At 59.9% G+C, this 16,886-nt stretch carries 15 protein-coding genes; 12 read left to right on the top strand and 3 right to left on the bottom strand.

Annotated elements, in window-relative coordinates:
• The first annotated feature begins 34 nt into the window (after positions 1 to 34).
• Genes NCR35_RS12150 through NCR35_RS12140 form a run of 3 tightly spaced genes read left to right on the top strand, consistent with a single transcriptional unit; the run spans position 35 to position 3,167 of the window.
• Positions 35 to 1,072: an aspartate carbamoyltransferase catalytic subunit gene (locus tag NCR35_RS12150; protein ID WP_248320410.1), complete on the top strand. Its 1,038-nt coding sequence runs from the start codon at positions 35 to 37 to the stop codon at positions 1,070 to 1,072.
• Positions 1,073 to 1,082: 10 nt separating this feature from the next.
• Positions 1,083 to 2,360, top strand: a complete 1,278-nt coding sequence (locus NCR35_RS12145; RefSeq protein ID WP_250534532.1) for a dihydroorotase — start codon at positions 1,083 to 1,085, stop codon at positions 2,358 to 2,360.
• 3 nt (positions 2,361 to 2,363) lie between these two features.
• On the top strand, positions 2,364 to 3,167 hold the full coding sequence (locus NCR35_RS12140) for a lysophospholipid acyltransferase family protein (protein ID WP_250534531.1): 804 nt from the start codon (positions 2,364 to 2,366) through the stop codon (positions 3,165 to 3,167).
• Here the strand turns inward: NCR35_RS12140 and NCR35_RS12135 are convergent.
• Complete coding sequence (locus tag NCR35_RS12135) at positions 3,136 to 3,999, bottom strand: symmetrical bis(5'-nucleosyl)-tetraphosphatase (RefSeq protein ID WP_250534530.1); 864 nt, start codon at positions 3,997 to 3,999, stop codon at positions 3,136 to 3,138. The genes NCR35_RS12140 and NCR35_RS12135 overlap by 32 nt on opposite strands.
• A gap of 322 nt (positions 4,000 to 4,321) precedes the next feature.
• Between NCR35_RS12135 and rfbB the strand changes: the two genes are divergently transcribed.
• The 9 genes from rfbB to NCR35_RS12090 all read left to right on the top strand — a co-directional run bounded on the left by rfbB (position 4,322) and on the right by NCR35_RS12090 (position 13,776).
• Positions 4,322 to 5,383, top strand: coding sequence for a dTDP-glucose 4,6-dehydratase (gene rfbB / locus NCR35_RS12130; RefSeq protein ID WP_250534529.1), 1,062 nt, complete (start codon positions 4,322 to 4,324; stop codon positions 5,381 to 5,383).
• 10 nt (positions 5,384 to 5,393) lie between these two features.
• A complete protein-coding gene (gene rfbA / locus NCR35_RS12125; RefSeq protein ID WP_244847110.1) occupies positions 5,394 to 6,275 on the top strand; it encodes a glucose-1-phosphate thymidylyltransferase RfbA in 882 nt (293 codons plus the stop codon).
• Positions 6,272 to 6,823 (top strand): dTDP-4-dehydrorhamnose 3,5-epimerase, encoded by a 552-nt coding sequence (rfbC, locus tag NCR35_RS12120; RefSeq protein ID WP_244794191.1) that lies wholly within the window; start codon positions 6,272 to 6,274, stop codon positions 6,821 to 6,823. The genes rfbA and rfbC overlap by 4 nt, the downstream gene beginning before the upstream one ends.
• 170 nt (positions 6,824 to 6,993) lie before the next feature.
• Positions 6,994 to 7,935 (top strand): NAD-dependent epimerase/dehydratase family protein, encoded by a 942-nt coding sequence (locus NCR35_RS12115; RefSeq protein WP_250534528.1) that lies wholly within the window; start codon positions 6,994 to 6,996, stop codon positions 7,933 to 7,935.
• Between the two features lie 67 nt (positions 7,936 to 8,002).
• The gene (locus tag NCR35_RS12110) at positions 8,003 to 9,859 is read left to right on the top strand and encodes a DUF4422 domain-containing protein (protein ID WP_250534527.1); all 1,857 of its coding nucleotides are present in this window, start codon (positions 8,003 to 8,005) and stop codon (positions 9,857 to 9,859) included.
• A 16-nt stretch (positions 9,860 to 9,875) separates the two neighbouring features.
• Positions 9,876 to 11,027 (top strand): UDP-galactopyranose mutase, encoded by a 1,152-nt coding sequence (gene glf / locus NCR35_RS12105; RefSeq protein WP_250534526.1) that lies wholly within the window; start codon positions 9,876 to 9,878, stop codon positions 11,025 to 11,027.
• Between the two features lie 88 nt (positions 11,028 to 11,115).
• Positions 11,116 to 11,997, top strand: a complete 882-nt coding sequence (gene rfbD, locus NCR35_RS12100; protein WP_250534525.1) for a dTDP-4-dehydrorhamnose reductase — start codon at positions 11,116 to 11,118, stop codon at positions 11,995 to 11,997.
• Entirely contained in the window at positions 11,994 to 12,917 is a 924-nt protein-coding gene (locus NCR35_RS12095; RefSeq protein WP_250534524.1) for a glycosyltransferase family 2 protein, read from the top strand. The genes rfbD and NCR35_RS12095 overlap by 4 nt, the downstream gene beginning before the upstream one ends.
• A gap of 34 nt (positions 12,918 to 12,951) precedes the next feature.
• On the top strand, positions 12,952 to 13,776 hold the full coding sequence (locus tag NCR35_RS12090) for a sulfotransferase family 2 domain-containing protein (RefSeq protein WP_250534523.1): 825 nt from the start codon (positions 12,952 to 12,954) through the stop codon (positions 13,774 to 13,776).
• 7 nt (positions 13,777 to 13,783) lie between these two features.
• Here NCR35_RS12090 and cysC read toward each other — a convergent pair whose 3' ends face one another.
• A complete protein-coding gene (gene cysC, locus NCR35_RS12085; RefSeq protein ID WP_250534522.1) occupies positions 13,784 to 14,377 on the bottom strand; it encodes an adenylyl-sulfate kinase in 594 nt (197 codons plus the stop codon).
• A 62-nt stretch (positions 14,378 to 14,439) separates the two neighbouring features.
• The gene (locus NCR35_RS12080) at positions 14,440 to 16,605 is read right to left on the bottom strand and encodes a glycosyltransferase family 2 protein (protein WP_250534521.1); all 2,166 of its coding nucleotides are present in this window, start codon (positions 16,603 to 16,605) and stop codon (positions 14,440 to 14,442) included.
• Positions 16,606 to 16,886 lie beyond the last annotated feature (281 nt).

Genomic DNA, 16,886 nt, shown 5'->3' with positions numbered 1-16,886 from the left:
GCAAGCCTTTTTTCAAAGCAACGCCTGGATCACCATGAACACCGCCACGCAGAGCGCAGCCGAACCGGGCGCGCAGCAAGCTGACACAACCAGCGACACCTTCCGCTACGGCTTTCTCAAAGGCAACCCGCAGCTCACGAAAAACGGCGAGCTGAAGCACTTGCTGACCATCGAGGGCCTGCCGCGCAGCATCGTCACGCATATTCTTGATACCGCCGAGCAGTTCGTGAGCGTCACGGATCGCGAAGTCAAGAAGGTGCCGCTTCTGCGCGGCAAGTCGGTATTCAACCTGTTCTTCGAGAATTCGACGCGCACGCGCACCACGTTCGAGATCGCGGCGAAGCGCCTGTCGGCGGACGTGCTGAATCTGAACATCAACGCGTCGTCGACGAGCAAGGGCGAGTCGCTGCTCGACACCATCAACAATCTCTCCGCGATGCACGCCGACATGTTCGTCGTGCGTCATGCGTCGAGCGGGGCGCCGTATCTGATCGCCGAGCACTGCGCGCCGCACGTGCACGTGATCAACGCGGGCGATGGCCGTCACGCGCATCCGACGCAGGGCCTGCTCGACATGTACACCATTCGCCACTACAAGCGCGACTTCACGAAGTTGCGCGTGGCGATTGTCGGCGACATCCTGCATTCGCGCGTCGCACGCTCGGACATTCATGCGCTGACCACGCTCGGCGTGCCGGAAGTGCGCGCCATCGGTCCGCGCACGCTGTTGCCGAGCAACCTCGACCAGATGGGCGTGCACGTCTACCACAACCTGGACGAAGGTCTGAAGGGCGTGGACGTCATCATCATGCTGCGGCTGCAGAACGAGCGCATGAGCGGCGCGCTTCTGCCGTCCGCGCAGGAGTACTTCAAGAGCTGGGGACTCACGCCCGAGCGTCTCGCGCTCGCCGCGCCGGATGCCATCGTGATGCACCCCGGCCCGATGAACCGTGGCGTGGAAATCGATTCGCAAGTGGCCGACGGGCCGCAGTCGGTGATCCTGAATCAGGTGACCTTCGGCATCGCCGTGCGCATGGCGGTGATGGGCATTGTGGCCGGCAACAGCGACTAAACAGAACGACATGAAGATCCAGATTCAAGGCGGCACCATCATCGATCCGGCCGCAGGCACCGAAACGCGTAGCGACGTCTTCATCGCGGCAGGACGCATCGTCGCGATCGGCGAGGCGCCCGCCGATTTCAGCGCGGCCAAGATCATCGACGCTAACGGCTTGCACATCGCGCCGGGCTTCGTCGATTTGTCCGCGCGTCTGCGCGAGCCGGGCTTCGAACACAAGGCGACGCTCGAATCCGAAATGGCCGCCGCGATGGCGGGCGGCGTGACGAGCCTCGTCTGCCCGCCCGACACCGATCCGACGCTCGACGAGCCGGGCCTCGTCGAAATGCTCAAGTTTCGCGCGCAGAAGCTGCATCAGGCGCATGTGTATCCGCTCGGCGCGCTGACCGTCGGGCTGAAGGGCGAGAGCATCACCGAGATGGTGGAACTGACGGAGGCCGGCTGCATCGGCTTCTCGCAGGCGGACAACCCGATTGTCGATACCCGCACGCTGCTGCGCGCGCTGCAATACGCGACGACTTACGGCTATACCGTGTGGCTGCGCCCGCAGGACGCATTCATGGCGAAGGGCGGCGTGGCGGCAAGCGGCGCGGTGGCGTCGCGCCTCGGCCTGTCGGGCGTGCCGGTGTCGGCGGAAACCATCGCGCTGCATACCATTTTCGAGTTGATGCGCGTGACCGGCGCGCGTGTGCATCTGTCGCATGTGTCGTCGGCGGCGGGCGTGGCGCTCGTGCGCGCGGCCAAAGCCGAAGGGCTCGCCGTCACGTGTGACGTCACGATCAACCACGTGCATTTGACCGATGTGGACATCGGCTATTTCGATTCGCAATTCCGCCTCGATCCGCCGCTGCGCCAGCAACGCGACCGCGAAGCGATTCGCGCGGGTCTGGACGACGGCACGATCGACGCGATCTGCTCGGACCACACGCCGCTCGATGACGACGAGAAGCTCCTGCCTTTCGCCGAAGCGACGCCGGGCGCGACCGGTCTCGAACTGCTGCTCTCGCTGACGGTGAAGTGGGCGCGCGAAGCGAACATGCCGCTCGCGAAGGCGCTCGCGCGCATCACGTCCGCGCCGGCCGATGTGCTGAAGCTGCCGGCTGGGCGCATCGCCGCAGGCGCGCTCGCCGATCTCTGCGTCTTCGATGCGGGTGCTTCGTGGCGCGTCGATCCGCGCAAGTTAAAGAGCCAGGGCCGCAATTCGCCGTTCCTCGGCTACGAACTGCCGGCTCGCGTGCGCGCGACCATCGTCGGCGGCCATCTCGCTTACGAAAGCCGCTGATTCATGAAGTTGATGTTGCGCAAGCTGCGCCTCGCTGCTCATTTGCTGCACGGCGCATGGATCGTGGCGCGGCGCTTTCCCGGCGCCGCCGCAAGCGAGCGCATGGCGATGAACCGCGCGTGGTCGCTGAAGATGCTGCGGCTCGCGGGCATGAAGCTCGTCGTGCATAACGACGAAGCGCGGCTCGATGCGGGCGTGCTCGTCGTCGGCAACCATGTGTCGTGGATCGATATCTACGTGATCAACGCGTGGCGGCCGACGCCGTTCGTGTCGAAAGCCGAGATTCGCCAGTGGCCGGTGGTCGGCTGGCTCGCGCAACAGCTCGGCACGGTGTTCGTGCAGCGCGAGAAGCGCAGCGACGCGAAGCGCATCATGCATGAGCTGGCGGACCGGCTCGTCGCGGGCGAGATGATGTGCGTGTTCCCCGAAGGCACCACGAGCGACGGCGTTTCGCTGCTGCCGTTCCACGCGAACATGTTTCAGGCGGCGGTGTCGGCGTCGAGTCCCGTGCAGCCGATCTGCCTGATGTACGAGGATGCGCGCGGCATGCAGACGACCGCGCCCGCGTATATCGGCGATATGTCGCTCAGCGATTCGCTCGATGCGCTCTTGCGCGGCGGGCCGATAACCGCGCATCTCTACGTATGCGATGCGCTCGCGCCGGGCGCTGACCGGCGGCTGCTCGCGAGCGAAGCGCAAGCGGCGGTTCAGGCGGCGCTGGAGCGGATGCGCGGTGCGCCGGCCGTCGTCATGGAAGCGCCGCCGGCCCCGCCGATCACTTCTTCATCGCGCAACTCACCTGCGTGACGACGCGCTGTGCGGGGTCTTTCGTCAGCCGTACCGCCGAGAGCTTGTTGCCCCACACGCAGCCCGAATCGAGGCAGAGCACGTCGTCGCGGATCATGAGGCCGAGCGCGGCCCAGTGTCCGAAGACGATGGTCACGTCCTGCGTGCGGCGGCCTGGGACGTCGAACCAGGGCATGTAGCCGGGCGGCGCGGTGTCAGGACCTCCGTTGCCGGCGAATTCCATCGCGCCTTCGGCCGTGCAGAAGCGGATGCGCGTGAGCGCGTTGTAGATCACGCGTAGCCGGTCCATGCCCGTCAGGGAATCTTCCCAGCGATGCGGCTCGTTGCCGTACAACTGCGCCAGCGTCTCCTTCCAGTTGGGCGCGCGCAGTGCGGTTTCCAGCTCGTGCGCGAGTTCTAGCGTCATCGTGACGTCCCACTGCGGCAAGACGCCGGCGTGAACCATCAGCGCACCGTCCTCGAAATGCGCGACCGGCTTGTGCCGCACCCATTCGATGAGGTCGGCGCAATCCGGCGCGGCGAGAATGTCGTCGAGCGTGTCGCCTTTCTTCGGCTTGCGCAAGCCGGCGGCGACGGACAGCAGATTCAGATCGTGATTGCCGAGCACGACGGTCGCGCGCGAACCCAGCGCGATGACATCGCGCAACGTTTCGAGCGACTTCGGGCCGCGGTTGATGAGATCGCCCGCGAACCAGAGCGGCGCGTCAGGCTCGGGCGCGGCTTTCTTCAGCAGGCGCTGGAACGGGTCGCAGCAGCCTTGGAGGTCGCCGAAGACGAGGGGGGCGGAATACGGAAGGCGATGAGTCGCGGGCAGTGTCGGTGTATCGGTCATCAGTATGGTGGCATCGCAGGAACGACGCGCAAAGAACAGTCCGTGTACTTGTAGTCCTGGCATTATGAAGCGCGCGTTGAACCCTGTCGCCGCACCGCTGTTTTGACGCGTTCCAGAGGCGAATCCTAGCTGTATCAAGTTGTTAGCCATGTAGTTTTTGCATTCGCTGGCCTTATAATGGCGGCTTGCCAGACGTCTGCCTTGCCTTGTGAGTCGGTCACACATGCCGGTAAGGCGCGTCGCGTTTGCGCCTCATGCGCATTTTTTTCACATATTCGCGTGTGCTGTCAGTCAACAAACTGAAAGCAGCCAAAGGGTATTTATGATTCTTACGACGGGCGGCGCCGGTTTCATCGGCGCCAATTTTGTCCTGGATTGGCTCGAAGGCTCTGACGAACCGGTACTCAACGTCGACAAGTTGACGTACGCCGGGAATCTCGGCACGTTGAAATCGCTGAAAGACGACGCCCGTCACGTGTTCGTGCGTGCCGACATCTGCGACCGCACCGCAATGGACGAACTGCTCGCGAAGCACAAGCCGCGCGCCATCGTTCACTTCGCGGCCGAAAGTCATGTGGATCGTTCCATCCACGGGCCGGCAGACTTCGTGCAGACGAACGTCGTCGGCACTTTCACGCTGCTCGAAGCTGTGCGCATGTATTGGAACGCGCTCCCCGAATCGGAGAAAAAGGCGTTTCGTTTCCTGCACGTTTCGACGGACGAGGTCTTCGGTTCGCTGTCCGCAACGGATCCGCAGTTCTCCGAAACCACGCCTTACGCGCCGAACAGTCCGTATTCCGCGACCAAAGCGGGTTCCGACCATCTGGTGCGGGCGTATCACCACACGTACGGCTTGCCGGTTCTCACGACCAATTGCTCGAACAACTACGGCCCGTATCAGTTCCCTGAAAAGCTGATCCCGTTGATGATTGCAAATGCGCTCGCGGGCAAGCCGCTGCCGGTGTACGGCGACGGTCAGAACGTACGCGACTGGCTTTATGTCGGCGACCACTGCGCGGCCATCCGCGAGGTGTTGGCCAAAGGCAAGCCGGGCGAGACGTATAACGTCGGCGGCTGGAACGAGAAGAAGAATCTCGAAGTCGTGCACACCCTTTGCGATCTGCTCGACGAGAAGAAACCCAAGGCAAGCGGTTCGTATCGCGATCAGATCACGTATGTGACCGATCGCCCTGGACACGACCGACGTTACGCGATCGACGCGCGCAAGCTCGAACGCGAACTCGGCTGGAAGCCGGCAGAAACGTTCGAAACGGGTCTCGCGAAGACCGTTCAGTGGTATCTCGACAACCAGGCGTGGGCCGACGAAGTCGCTTCCGGCGAATACCGGAAGTGGGTCGAGACGAATTACGCGCAGCGGGCATAAGGAGCAGGGCATGGCGCGCAAAGGCATTATTCTCGCCGGCGGTTCCGGCACGCGGCTCTATCCGATCACGCATGCGGTATCGAAGCAACTGCTGCCCGTGTACGACAAGCCGATGATTTATTACCCGCTGTCGACGTTGATGATTGCGGGCATTCGGGACGTGCTCGTCATCTCGACGCCGCAGGATACGCCCCGCTTCGAGTCGATGCTCGGCGATGGCAGCCAGTGGGGCATGAATATCCAGTATGCCGTGCAGCCTTCGCCTGACGGGCTGGCGCAGGCGTTCATCATCGGCAAGGAATTCGTGGGCAACGATCCTTCCGCGCTCATTTTGGGCGACAACATCTTCTATGGTCACGATCTCGCCAAGCAGCTGGCGAGCGCCGATGCGCGGACAGACGGTGCAACGGTATTTGCATATCACGTGCATGATCCGGAACGCTACGGCGTCGTCGAATTCGACGAGCAGTTTCGCGCGCTTTCGATCGAAGAGAAGCCGGCGAAGCCGCGCTCGAATTACGCAGTAACGGGCTTGTATTTCTACGACAACAAGGTTTGCGACATTGCGTCGGATATCAAACCGTCGCCGCGAGGCGAACTCGAAATAACAGACGTCAATCTGCGCTATCTGGAAGAGCAGAAACTGGACGTCGAGATCATGGGACGCGGCTATGCGTGGCTCGATACGGGCACGCATGATTCACTGATCGAAGCGGCAACCTTCATCGCGACGCTGCAAAAGCGTCAGGGACTCGTCGTCGCGTGTCCAGAAGAAATTGCTTATCGATCCAACTGGATCACTACGGAGCAGTTACTTGCGCTGGCGGCCCCGCTGGCGAAGAACGCTTACGGTCAATACCTTCGAAACCTCTCTACCGACAAAGTCGCATGACCATCACAGTAAGCGCCACGTCGCTGCCGGATGTCAAAATCGTCGAACCGGCAGTGTTCGGCGACGCGCGCGGCTTCTTTTACGAGAGCTTCAATGCCCGCGAGTTCGCGGAGCATGTCCAGCCCGGCGTGACGTTCGTGCAAGACAATCACTCGCGGTCGGCGCGTGGAGTGTTGCGCGGCATGCACTTCCAGATAAAGCATCCCCAAGGCAAACTAGTCCGGGTAGTCGAAGGAGAGGTATTCGACGTTGCTGTCGACATTCGCCGCAGTTCCCCAAGCTTCGGGAAATGGACAGGAGTACGACTCAGCGCCGAGAATCATCGTCAATTGTGGGTTCCGCCTGGCTTCGCACATGGGTTCGTCGTACTCACGGAAGCCGCGGAATTTCTCTACAAGACAACGGATTTCTGGTATCCCGAGCACGAGCGCTGCATTCGCTGGGACGATCCGACTATCGGCATCGAGTGGCCCATCGACTTCGAGCCGATGCTCGCGGCCAAGGATGCAGCCGGCAAAGCGTTCCTGGATGCCGAAGTCTTCGACTGACCTGTTTGGCTGAGGCATTTACCATGCTCACCGACCGCGCACAGAAGCGGCATGCGGAGCCACCCGGCCGTCTTTCGACGGGGATCCTGGTCTTCGATGAGAACAGGGAGCAGTGAACTTTGACAGCGTGCCGACGCGGCAGACCATAAGGCGCGCAAACGGAACTTGAGATGAACGCACTCATTACGGGCGGATTCGGCTTCATCGGCTCTCATCTGGCTAACTATCTGGTCTCTGAGGGCTGGCACGTCAAGATCGTCGATATCGAGGGAGCGGTGCCCTGTATTCCGCTTCCACCCGAGAACGTCACGACGATCTACGGCAAGTATTTCGATCCCGTCGTGATGCAGAACTCCCTCGTCGATGTCGATGTCTGTTTCCATCTGGCATCGAGTGTCGGCCCGGCGAACTCGAACGACAAGGTGACGTTCGACATCGAGACGAACCTCATCGGGACCATCCAGTTGCTCGAAGCCATGCGCCAATCCGGCGTAGCGCGCATCGTGTACCTTTCCTCGGGCGGAACCGTCTACGGCGGCCCGCACTCCGTCCCGATCACCGAGGACATGCACGGCGCTCCCTCGTGCTCTTACGGTATCGTCAAAAAGACCGTCGAGCATTATCTGTCGCTGTATCAAAAGCTCCACGACCTCGAATACAACGTCATTCGCCTTGCGAATCCCTATGGCGTCGGGCAGCGCCTGCACGCCAATCAGGGCGTGATTGCGAATTTCATCGGCAAGATACTCTCGAACGCCCCGCTGGAGATTTGGGGCGACGGTTCCGTGGTGCGGGATTATGTGTATATCGCCGATGTGATCAGAGCGATCGGGATAGCCGCCACGAGCGAAGCGCGCAACGACGTCTTCAACATCGGTTCCGGTGTTGGTCTTAGCCTCGCGCAAATCGTTGATCTGCTCAAGAACGAGTGTGGCCTCGACTTCCAGGTCAACTACACGCCGTCGCGCAAGGTCGATCAGCCCATTAATGTCCTGGATATTTCGAAAGCGAAGCAGCGCCTGGGATGGTCTCCGAAGGTTTCCATCACGGAGGGCATTGGCCGCACGCTGGAATGGGCCAGAAAGCAGACGCAAGTCTTGCAGAGTCGCTGAACCTAATAACTAGATCCTGCGGTGCCGGCGGCACGGCAGTCAGTGCCGACGTTCTTCTGAAGCAACAATGAAAATCTCGATCTATATCAACTATTTCAATTCGGCACATCTGCTGGAGACCGAATCCCTGGTGCCCATTCAGACGGGGCGCGCCATAGCGAAGCACCGTCTGCCCATGCTGGGCGACGACGCGGGCGACAACATGTCGGCCAAGAATCCGGCATATTGCGAACTGACCGGGCAGTATTGGGTCTGGAAGAACGACAAGACATCCGACTACGTCGGATTCATGCACTACCGTCGTCTGTTCGATTTTTATCCCGAATTGAAGAATCGCGTCGTGGATGCAGCCGGCGTGGTGGTTGAAGAGCGATTCACGAAGGAGATGCTCGATCGCTATGGTCTGAATGACGATGCGATCCGCGAATGCGTCGAAGGTTACGACATGATCTTGCCGGAGCCTTGGAACGTTTCGCCGTCCGGCAGCAAGACCATTTACGAGCATTACAAGTCGGCGCCGGCACACCATATCGAGGATCTCGAGCGCGCGGGCGAGATCATTAACGCGACGTGTCCGGAGTTTTACCCGGACTTCAAGACGGTGATGAATTCAGAAGCCGGATTCTTCACCAATATGTTCGTCTTCAGACGGGAGATATTCGAAGAGTATTCGCAGTGGCTCTTCAAGATTCTCTCGGAACTGGAAGGGAAAATCGATACGACGGGCTACGACGCGTCAGAGTGCCGGGCAATAGGCTACATTGCGGAACGCATGATGGGCGTTTTCGCCACGCATGTTTTGCGCACCCGTCCGACGCTGAAGGTGCGGTACCTGCGTCGCGTATTTGTCCGAGACACGAAGCCGTATGCGCTTTGTCCGCCAGTACCGCAGTCCGATTTGCCGCTTGTGTCGATTGTCGCGGCGACTGATCACAATTACGTGTCGCATATGGCGGCACTCATCGCGTCCGTCTTTTCGAATGCGAGCCGTTCCCGGTTCATCGATTTTCTTATTCTTGACGGCGGTATCACTGACGATGACCGGCACGGCCTGCGCATGCTGGAGCGGCTGCACCCGCACGCGCGGATCTCGTTCATCGATATGTCGATGCAGTTTCTCGACATCGAAGCGCACATGTACTTCACGCGCGCCACGTTCTACCGCCTCGCGCTGCCGGACATCGTGCTCGACCGGCCGCGACTGCTGTTTCTCGATACCGATGTCGTCGTGCTCGACGACGTGAGCAAGGTGTTCGATACCGACCTCGGAGGGAAATCCATCGCGGCGGTGCGCGACCTCATCATGCGGGCGTTCGTGGTCCAGGGCGTCCCTTCCATCGCCACGCTCGGCGGCAAGCCGAGCATGAAGTACTTGTCGGACTATCTCGGGCTCGGCGATGATCACGGCAACTACTTCCAGGCAGGCGTCATCCTGTTCGACCTCGAAAAGCTGCGCGCTCTGAACATGAGTGAGAAGATGATCGCGGATCTTCGGAACAGGCGTTACTGGTTTCTGGACCAGGACGTGCTCAACAAACACCTTGCGCGTGACGTGAAGTACCTGAGTTCCAACTGGAATTGCGTCAGCCTGCCGGCCGAACTCGGCGGTGTATTGCCGGATGCCCTGAATCGCGAGTACGAACGCTCCATTCAGGCGCCCTCTATCATTCACTATGCGGGCGGACAGAAGCCGTGGGATAACTTCGACTCCTTCTTCGCGCATTACTACTGGTACTACCTTCGCCTGACGCCGTGGTATGAACGCGTATTGGCGCGCATGGTTAATGCTGGCCCGAAGACGGCGACTTCCGCAAGGAAGACCACGGCGACTCGCTGGATGGCATCGCGAATCTGGCGCTCCATGCCCGGATTCATGCGGCGCCGTCTGTGGAATACGGCCGTCGCGCTCGAGAAGCGTTTGTGATCGCAGGAGGCGAGAAATGACACGGAATATTCTAATTGTAGGTGCGGGCTTTTCGGGTGCCGTCATAGCGCGCGAGTTGGCGGAGCAGGGTTTCCGCGTGACCGTGCTCGAATCGCGCGATCACGTTGCGGGCAATTGCCACACTGAGCGAGACGAAGAGACTGGCGTCAACGTGCACGTGCATGGGCCGCACATTTTTCACACCGACAACGAGCGTGTGTGGGCGTACATCCAGCGGTACGACGAGATGATGCCGTACATCACGCGGGTGAAGGCGACGACGGGGGGCGCGGTGTATGGCCTGCCAATCAACCTTCACACAATCAACCAGTTCTTTTCGAAGACGCTGAGTCCTCGCGAAGCTGAAGCGTTTATCGCCGAGAAAGCGGACAAGTCAATCGACGTTGCGGTCAGCTTCGAGCAACAGGCGCTAAAATTTCTCGGCGAGGAACTCTATCACGCCTTCTTCCGCGGCTACCCTATCAAGCAATGGGGCCTGCCACCGAGCGAGCTGCCCGCATCGGTGCTGAAGCGGCTGCCTGTGCGCTTCAATTACGACGACAACTACTTCAATCACAAATACCAGGGCATTCCAAAGAACGGTTATACGCACATCGTCGAAGGCATTCTGAAGCACAACAACATAACCGTTCAATTGAACACCAAGTTCTCCCGCAGTGATGCGGCCGCCAGTGACCACGTTTTCTTCAGCGGCCCGCTGGATAGCTGGTTCGAACACAAGTTCGGGCGCTTGGGCTACCGCACGCTGAAGTTCGAACCGATTCGGGATGTAGGCGACTATCAAGGCTGTGCGGTGATGAGCTACCCGGAAGAGAGCGTTCCTTACACTCGAATCTCGGAGCACAAACATTTCGCGCCCTGGGAACAGCACGACAAGACTATCGCGTTCAAGGAGTACAGCAGCCTCTGCCAGCCGGACGAAACACCGTACTACCCGATCCGTCTCGTCGAAGAGCAGAAGATTCTGGGTCAATACGTCGAGCTGGCCGCTTCGGAGAGAAATGTCACTTTCATCGGGCGGCTGGGTACTTACCGTTACCTCGACATGGACGTAACTATCCGCGAGGCGCTGGAAACCGCTGACCTCTTCCTCAAGCTGGCGCGCGAAGGCGGAGAAATGCCGCCTTTCGTCGTGTCACCGCTCTGAGATCAAGAGGTCAAGGCGGCTGTAGCGTTCTGCTACCGCGTGTCCAGTGAATGCGAACTGTGAAAGACTAGATTGTGGGATCGAGAGAATGGCGTCTTCGGATAGGGTGATTCTGGTGACCGGCGTGCGCGGCCAGCTCGGCTTCGAGCTGCTGCGTTCGCTGCAAGGATTGGGGCGGATCGTCGCTGCCGACCGATCGGTAATGGATCTGTCCGACCCTGACAGCATTCGTCAAGTAGTGAGCGAGTTCCGCCCGGCGGTGATCGTCAATCCGGCAGCGTATACAGCCGTCGACAAAGCCGAACTGGAAACGGCGACGGCGGCCGACGTCAATGCACACGCGCCGGCGGTCATGGCCGAAGAGGCAAAAAAACTCGGCGCGCTGCTGGTTCAGTTTTCGACCGATTATGTGTTCGACGGCCGGAAGGCAGGCGCCTATACGGAAGAGGATGAGCCCAATCCGCAGAACGTCTACGGACGCACCAAGCTGGAAGGGGAGCAGGCAGTCGCGGCGAGCGGGTGTCGCCATCTGGTCTTCCGTACGAGCTGGGTGTACAGCAATCGCGGCCAGAACTTCCTCACAACGATGCTGCGCCTCGCGACCGAACGCGACGAGCTCTCGATCGTATCCGATCAGATTGGCGCGCCGACATGCGCGTCCACGATTGCTGCAATGACAAGTCAGGTGTTGGCTCAAGCACTCGCGCGTCCCGAATGGGGCGACGAACACGCCGGCTTATACCATTTCGCTGCGGCGGGCGAGACGTCGTGGTTCGGCTTCGCGCAGGCAATCTTCGAGTTGGCGAATCTCGATAAGGCGCGCCTGCGCCCCATCACAAGCGCGGAATATCCCGCTCGCGCGGTGCGTCCTGCTAACTCCCGGCTAGATACCTCGAAGCTGCGCGCGACCTTCGGCACGGTGCCACAGGATTGGCGAGAGGCGCTCGCGCTCTGCATAAGCCAGCGATGATCGCCCACTGCGGCGCGGTCGTCGTCTTCTATCACCCCGACTCCGAATGCATCGCACGCGCCAATGCTATCGCGCAATGGTGCGAGTGCGTCGTCGTCGACAATACGCCCTTGTCCGACCTGAACGGCGACGTTGCAGCCAAGCTGAACTCCGGCGTCGTCTATGTGGCCAACGGCGCAAACGTCGGCATTGCGACGGCGATCAATCAGGGCGTCGCGGAATTACGAAAGCGTGGTCACGACGCGGCGATTTTGTTTGACCAGGACAGTTCCGTCACCGAGTCACTGATCGACGAGTTGTACCGCGCGCTGGATGCATCGCGTGGTCTCGACGCCAAAGTGGCGCTTGTCGGCCCAGCTTACGAAGATCCACGCCTGCGCGGAGTTGCGCCGTTCGTTCGCTTCGGTTATTTCAGGCTCCAGCGCGTAGAGCCGACCGGTAATTCGCCAATCGATGTCGATTTCCTAATAAGCTCCGGATCGTGCATTAATTTGAGGCTGTGGGATGAGATCGGTCCAATGGACGACGGTCTCTTTATTGATTTCGTCGACACGGAATGGTGCATGCGCGCCCGTACGCGAGGGTACCGGTTATTGGGGCTGCCCTGGGTGAGAATGGTTCATGAATTGGGGGAGGCGCCGGTTCGTGTCCTCGGGCGAAACTATCCAATGCATTCTCCGCTTCGCCATTACTATTTGTTTCGTAACGCAATCTACCTCCTTCGTCGTCGAGACGTACCTTTGACATGGAAGACGACCGAAGCGGTCAAACTTCCTTTCAGATTGCTCATTTACGCATTTTTTATCCCGGACGGTTCTCGCCACGTGCGGATGTCCGCGCGCGGCATCCGCGACGGATGGGCCAAGCGAATGGGCCCTTTCGTAATATCTGATAAAGCAGGAAAGCCGCCGATTATGTAGACTCGCATTAGTAAAAACGCGAAGGCTATCGGCAATGACTATCCTCTACTTTCCCGAGCACAAGCTCAGGTTCATCCGCATCCCCAAAAACGCGTGTTCGACGGTTATGAACAGCCTCGGGCATTCCGTCATTAATGGGGCGCATCCGCATCAGTTCGGTGCCCGCTTCGAAGCCGCACAAGAAGGGGCGAAAGACTGGCCGTGCATCGCAGTGTTGCGCGATCCTTTCGAGCGCGCGGTTTCCGCGTATCTGAACAAACTGACGGACATACTCGCGGAAGAGTTGTTCGTTCACGAACTGCTCGATTACGTGTGGCGCGCGCAAAGAAAGCGCCAACGTCCGGATTGGCGCACTTCCATCACTTTCCGCGAATTCGTGGTGCACCTCGCGTCCTTTCCGGACGAACAACTGGATATGCACTGGCGCAGCCAGTCGTCGTTCCTTGGCGGTGAGCAACCCAGCGTCGTCCTCGAGATGCGCCGACTCGAAGACCAATGGAAGATGCATCCTCTGCTTCGATCCATCGAGTTGCGGAACTTCGCGCCGCATGCGACGCATTCACAACTCAATATCGGGGAAGACGTATTCGACGTGCCTGGGGAAGCCTTCGTCGGCTTCAAGATGGTGTGCGGTCAATATCCGTCGCCCGAGAGCTTCCGCGACCCTTACCTCGTGGATCTAATCCAGAAGCGATTCGCAGACGACTATCGATTGCTCGCGACGGCAAACTTCTACGGGACGACCGACGAAACGTCAGTCTCACAAGACGACGCCGCCGGTTTGCATGACGTCGTCGCGGATACGCAGGCAAAAGTCGAGGAGAACCGCCAAGCGGATCCGGTGAATCAGACCGCTTGATTCAGCGCTAGTTTTTGCGGGTGCGGCGAGCCAGGTGGTTCATGATCGCTTGAACGCACTGATCGGGGCTGGAGCCCTCAGTCGACAGATGTACGTCTGGGGATTCCGGCGCTTCGTAGGGGCTGCTGATTCCGGTGAATTCCTTGATGGCGCCCTTGCGCGCCTGCACGTACAGACCCTTCGGATCCCGTGCCTCACATAATGTCAACGGCGTGTCGACGAAAATTTCGATAAAGCGACTGTCGCCGACGATCTCCTTTGCGCGTGCGCGTTCGGACCGCAACGGCGAAATAAGCGCAACCACCGGAACGATCCCGGCATCGGCCGCGAGGCGCGCAATCTCTGCGGCGCGCCGTATGTTCTCGGCGCGATCCTGCACAGAAAAAGACAGGTCGCGGCTCAGCCCGTTACGCAATACGTCTCCATCGAGTAGAAGCGCCGCCTGGCCGCTTTCTCGCAAAACAGCGATCAGTCCATTAGCGATCGTGGACTTGCCGGCGCCCGAAAGGCCTGTGAGCCACACACACGGAAAATCTTTAGCTTGAAACATCGTTATTTCGTCACCGACTTCATGTTGACCAACCTGGATTTTTTCTGCCACGCGGTCGTTATACCCAGCAGCGACTGAGTACACCAATCATCGCATGCTGAAAATCGGGTGATTTAGCATTCGAATTGCCCGATCCGCGGCTCTCTTGCCAATTCGAACGGCTGCCCGGAAGTTTCCAGCGTGAGATTGGGGTTGTAGAACGGATCGCGCATTAGCAATTCTCCCCAACGGCTTTCCATCCACCCGATTTCGCTCATGAAACGCTTGGCTTTCTCGGGCGCCATGTCGGAGCCGCGCGTAGCGGACTCGTGATGGTACAGCGATGCATGCGGCGTCCATACGTTCCGATAGCCCGCTTCGCGTACTCGAATGCAAAAGTCTACATCGTTGAATGCGACCGCCAGTTCCTCGTCCAATCCACCCACGGCCTCGTATATGGATTTGCGGATGACAAGGCAGGCTGCGGTGACCGCTGAAAGATTTTGAGTCGACACGGCGCGGCCGAAATAGCCAAAGGCATGGCGCGGAGCTTTGTAATGCATATGCCCGGCGATTCCCCCGAGGCCGAGAATGATTCCGCCATGTTGCAATGTGTCGTTGGGATACCAGAGGCAAGCACCGACTGCACCGTTCCCCGGCTGAGCGGCGAGCGATACCATTTCTTCCATCCAGTCGGGCGAAAGAACTTCGATGTCGTTGTTCAGCAGGCAGATGAATTCGCCATTCGCCTGCGCGACCGCTCCGTTGTTCAATGCCGAAAAGTTGAAGGGCCGGTCGTCTCTGAGCACTCGCACGTTAGGCCGGACGCGGAGGCTATCGAAGTATTGAAAGGTCTCTGTCTTGACGCTGCCGTTGTCGACTACGATCACCTCGAAGCGCGGATAGGTGCTCTTGGCGAAGATGCTCTCGATGCATTGGCGAAGTAACTCTACCCCGTCCCGCGTAGGGATGATGATCGAAAGCAACGGTGCCGGCGTCGGCACGCCATAGCGAACACGAATCAGATCGATGTCCGGCCCTTGGCGCTCCGCCTTGCCGTCGATACCGATGCGCGCCAGGTGTTCATTGACCGCCCGAATCCCTGCCTCCAGCGCATACGGCTTGGCGCCTCCCTTGCTTGCTGTGCTTTCGGGCGTGACTCTCCAGTGATATAGCACGTGGGGAATGTGATGAACCGCCTCGCTTCCGGCGGCCTCGATACAACGCAACGCGAGGTCGTGATCCTGGCTACCCTCGAACCCTCGCCGGAATCCGCCGACTTGCCTGATCAGTGCCGCTTCATACACGCCGAGATGCGAGAAAAGGTTCTGCGCGAGGAAAAGCTCCTGGTTGAAGTCGCTTTTGAAGTAAGGCGCTTTCCGGGTGCCGTCGAGTTCGATCTTGTCTTCGTCGCTATAGAAGAGTCGCGCCTTGGGATGCTCGTTGATCGCCTTCACGACCATGAACAGGGCGTGCTCGGGCAGGATATCGTCATGGTCGAGCAGGGCGATGAAAGCTCCGGTCGCAATCCCGAGTGCGCTGTTGCTTGCCTCGGAGATATGACCATTGCGCTCGCGAAACACGACTTTGATGCGCGCATCCTCGGACGCGAGTCGCTCCAGATACGGGCGAATCTCCGGTTTCGTCGAAGCGTCGTCGGCAAGGCAAAGCTCCCAGTGCGGGTAGATCTGCGAGCGGACTGACTGAATCATCTCGGTCAGGAGTTGCAAGTCGCTGTTATAGACCGGCACGAGGACGGAGATGAGCGGCTGGGACTTCAACTGGCCGACGGCTGCCGTTAGTTCCGCTCGTTTCGCCGCATCGATGCTGTCATGGCGACGGATCCATGCCGCGTACGCCTCGGGAGACGTGTCCCCCGCAGTAGGTTGCAAGATGCGGACAGCCCGGCGGCGCACGCCGTCGAAGCCCTCTTTTCGAAGAATCGCGTGATAGTGTGTCAGCGCGGGCCCGACGCCTCCACGCATGCGCAGATGCTGTGAGACGGAGTCCAATGCCCTCTGCAAGCGCCGCATGCGAGTCACGCCGATCCTGAGCGGCGCCGTCACTCGCCACGACATTGAATCGCGCATGGCCTGTAGATCGGCCTGGAGCCGCGCGATGGTGCGCTCTTGGGCCGCAATCACATTCTGCGGGTCGTGACGACTCGCGGCCTTCTGTTCGCCAGCGATGTATTCGCCTTCGGCCGTGACTCGTTCCTGGCTGGCGACCTGCTCTGCCGATGTTGCTGCGATGTCGCCGCTAGGTTGCGACCGCGACGTGTTGTCATTGTCCTTCGGCATAAGGGACGCTCCGGGAAGAATTCGGCTCAAACCTTGTAGTATAGCTTCAGAGGTTTTGGCGGACGGCCGACCGGACGACTGAGGTAGAATTTTGGTTTCAGCAAACCTGCGCAACCATAGGACGGTCGCTCAGTCGCCTTGAGTTGGCGGCGTCGTTGGAAACCGCCATCCCCCACTTACAATGTGTGGCCTTATCCGCGAAACGTCGCTACTGGAGGCAGGTGACCCCGTGTTCACGCGCGGTTCGTCGCAGCTCGCGGACTTTTAAGCATTCAGGAGGA

This window comes from Caballeronia sp. AZ10_KS36, from assembly GCF_023631105.1.
GTDB lineage: Bacteria > Pseudomonadota > Gammaproteobacteria > Burkholderiales > Burkholderiaceae > Caballeronia.
The sequence above is the reverse complement of the archived record's forward strand: the minus strand, read 5'-3'. Positions and strand labels throughout refer to the sequence as shown.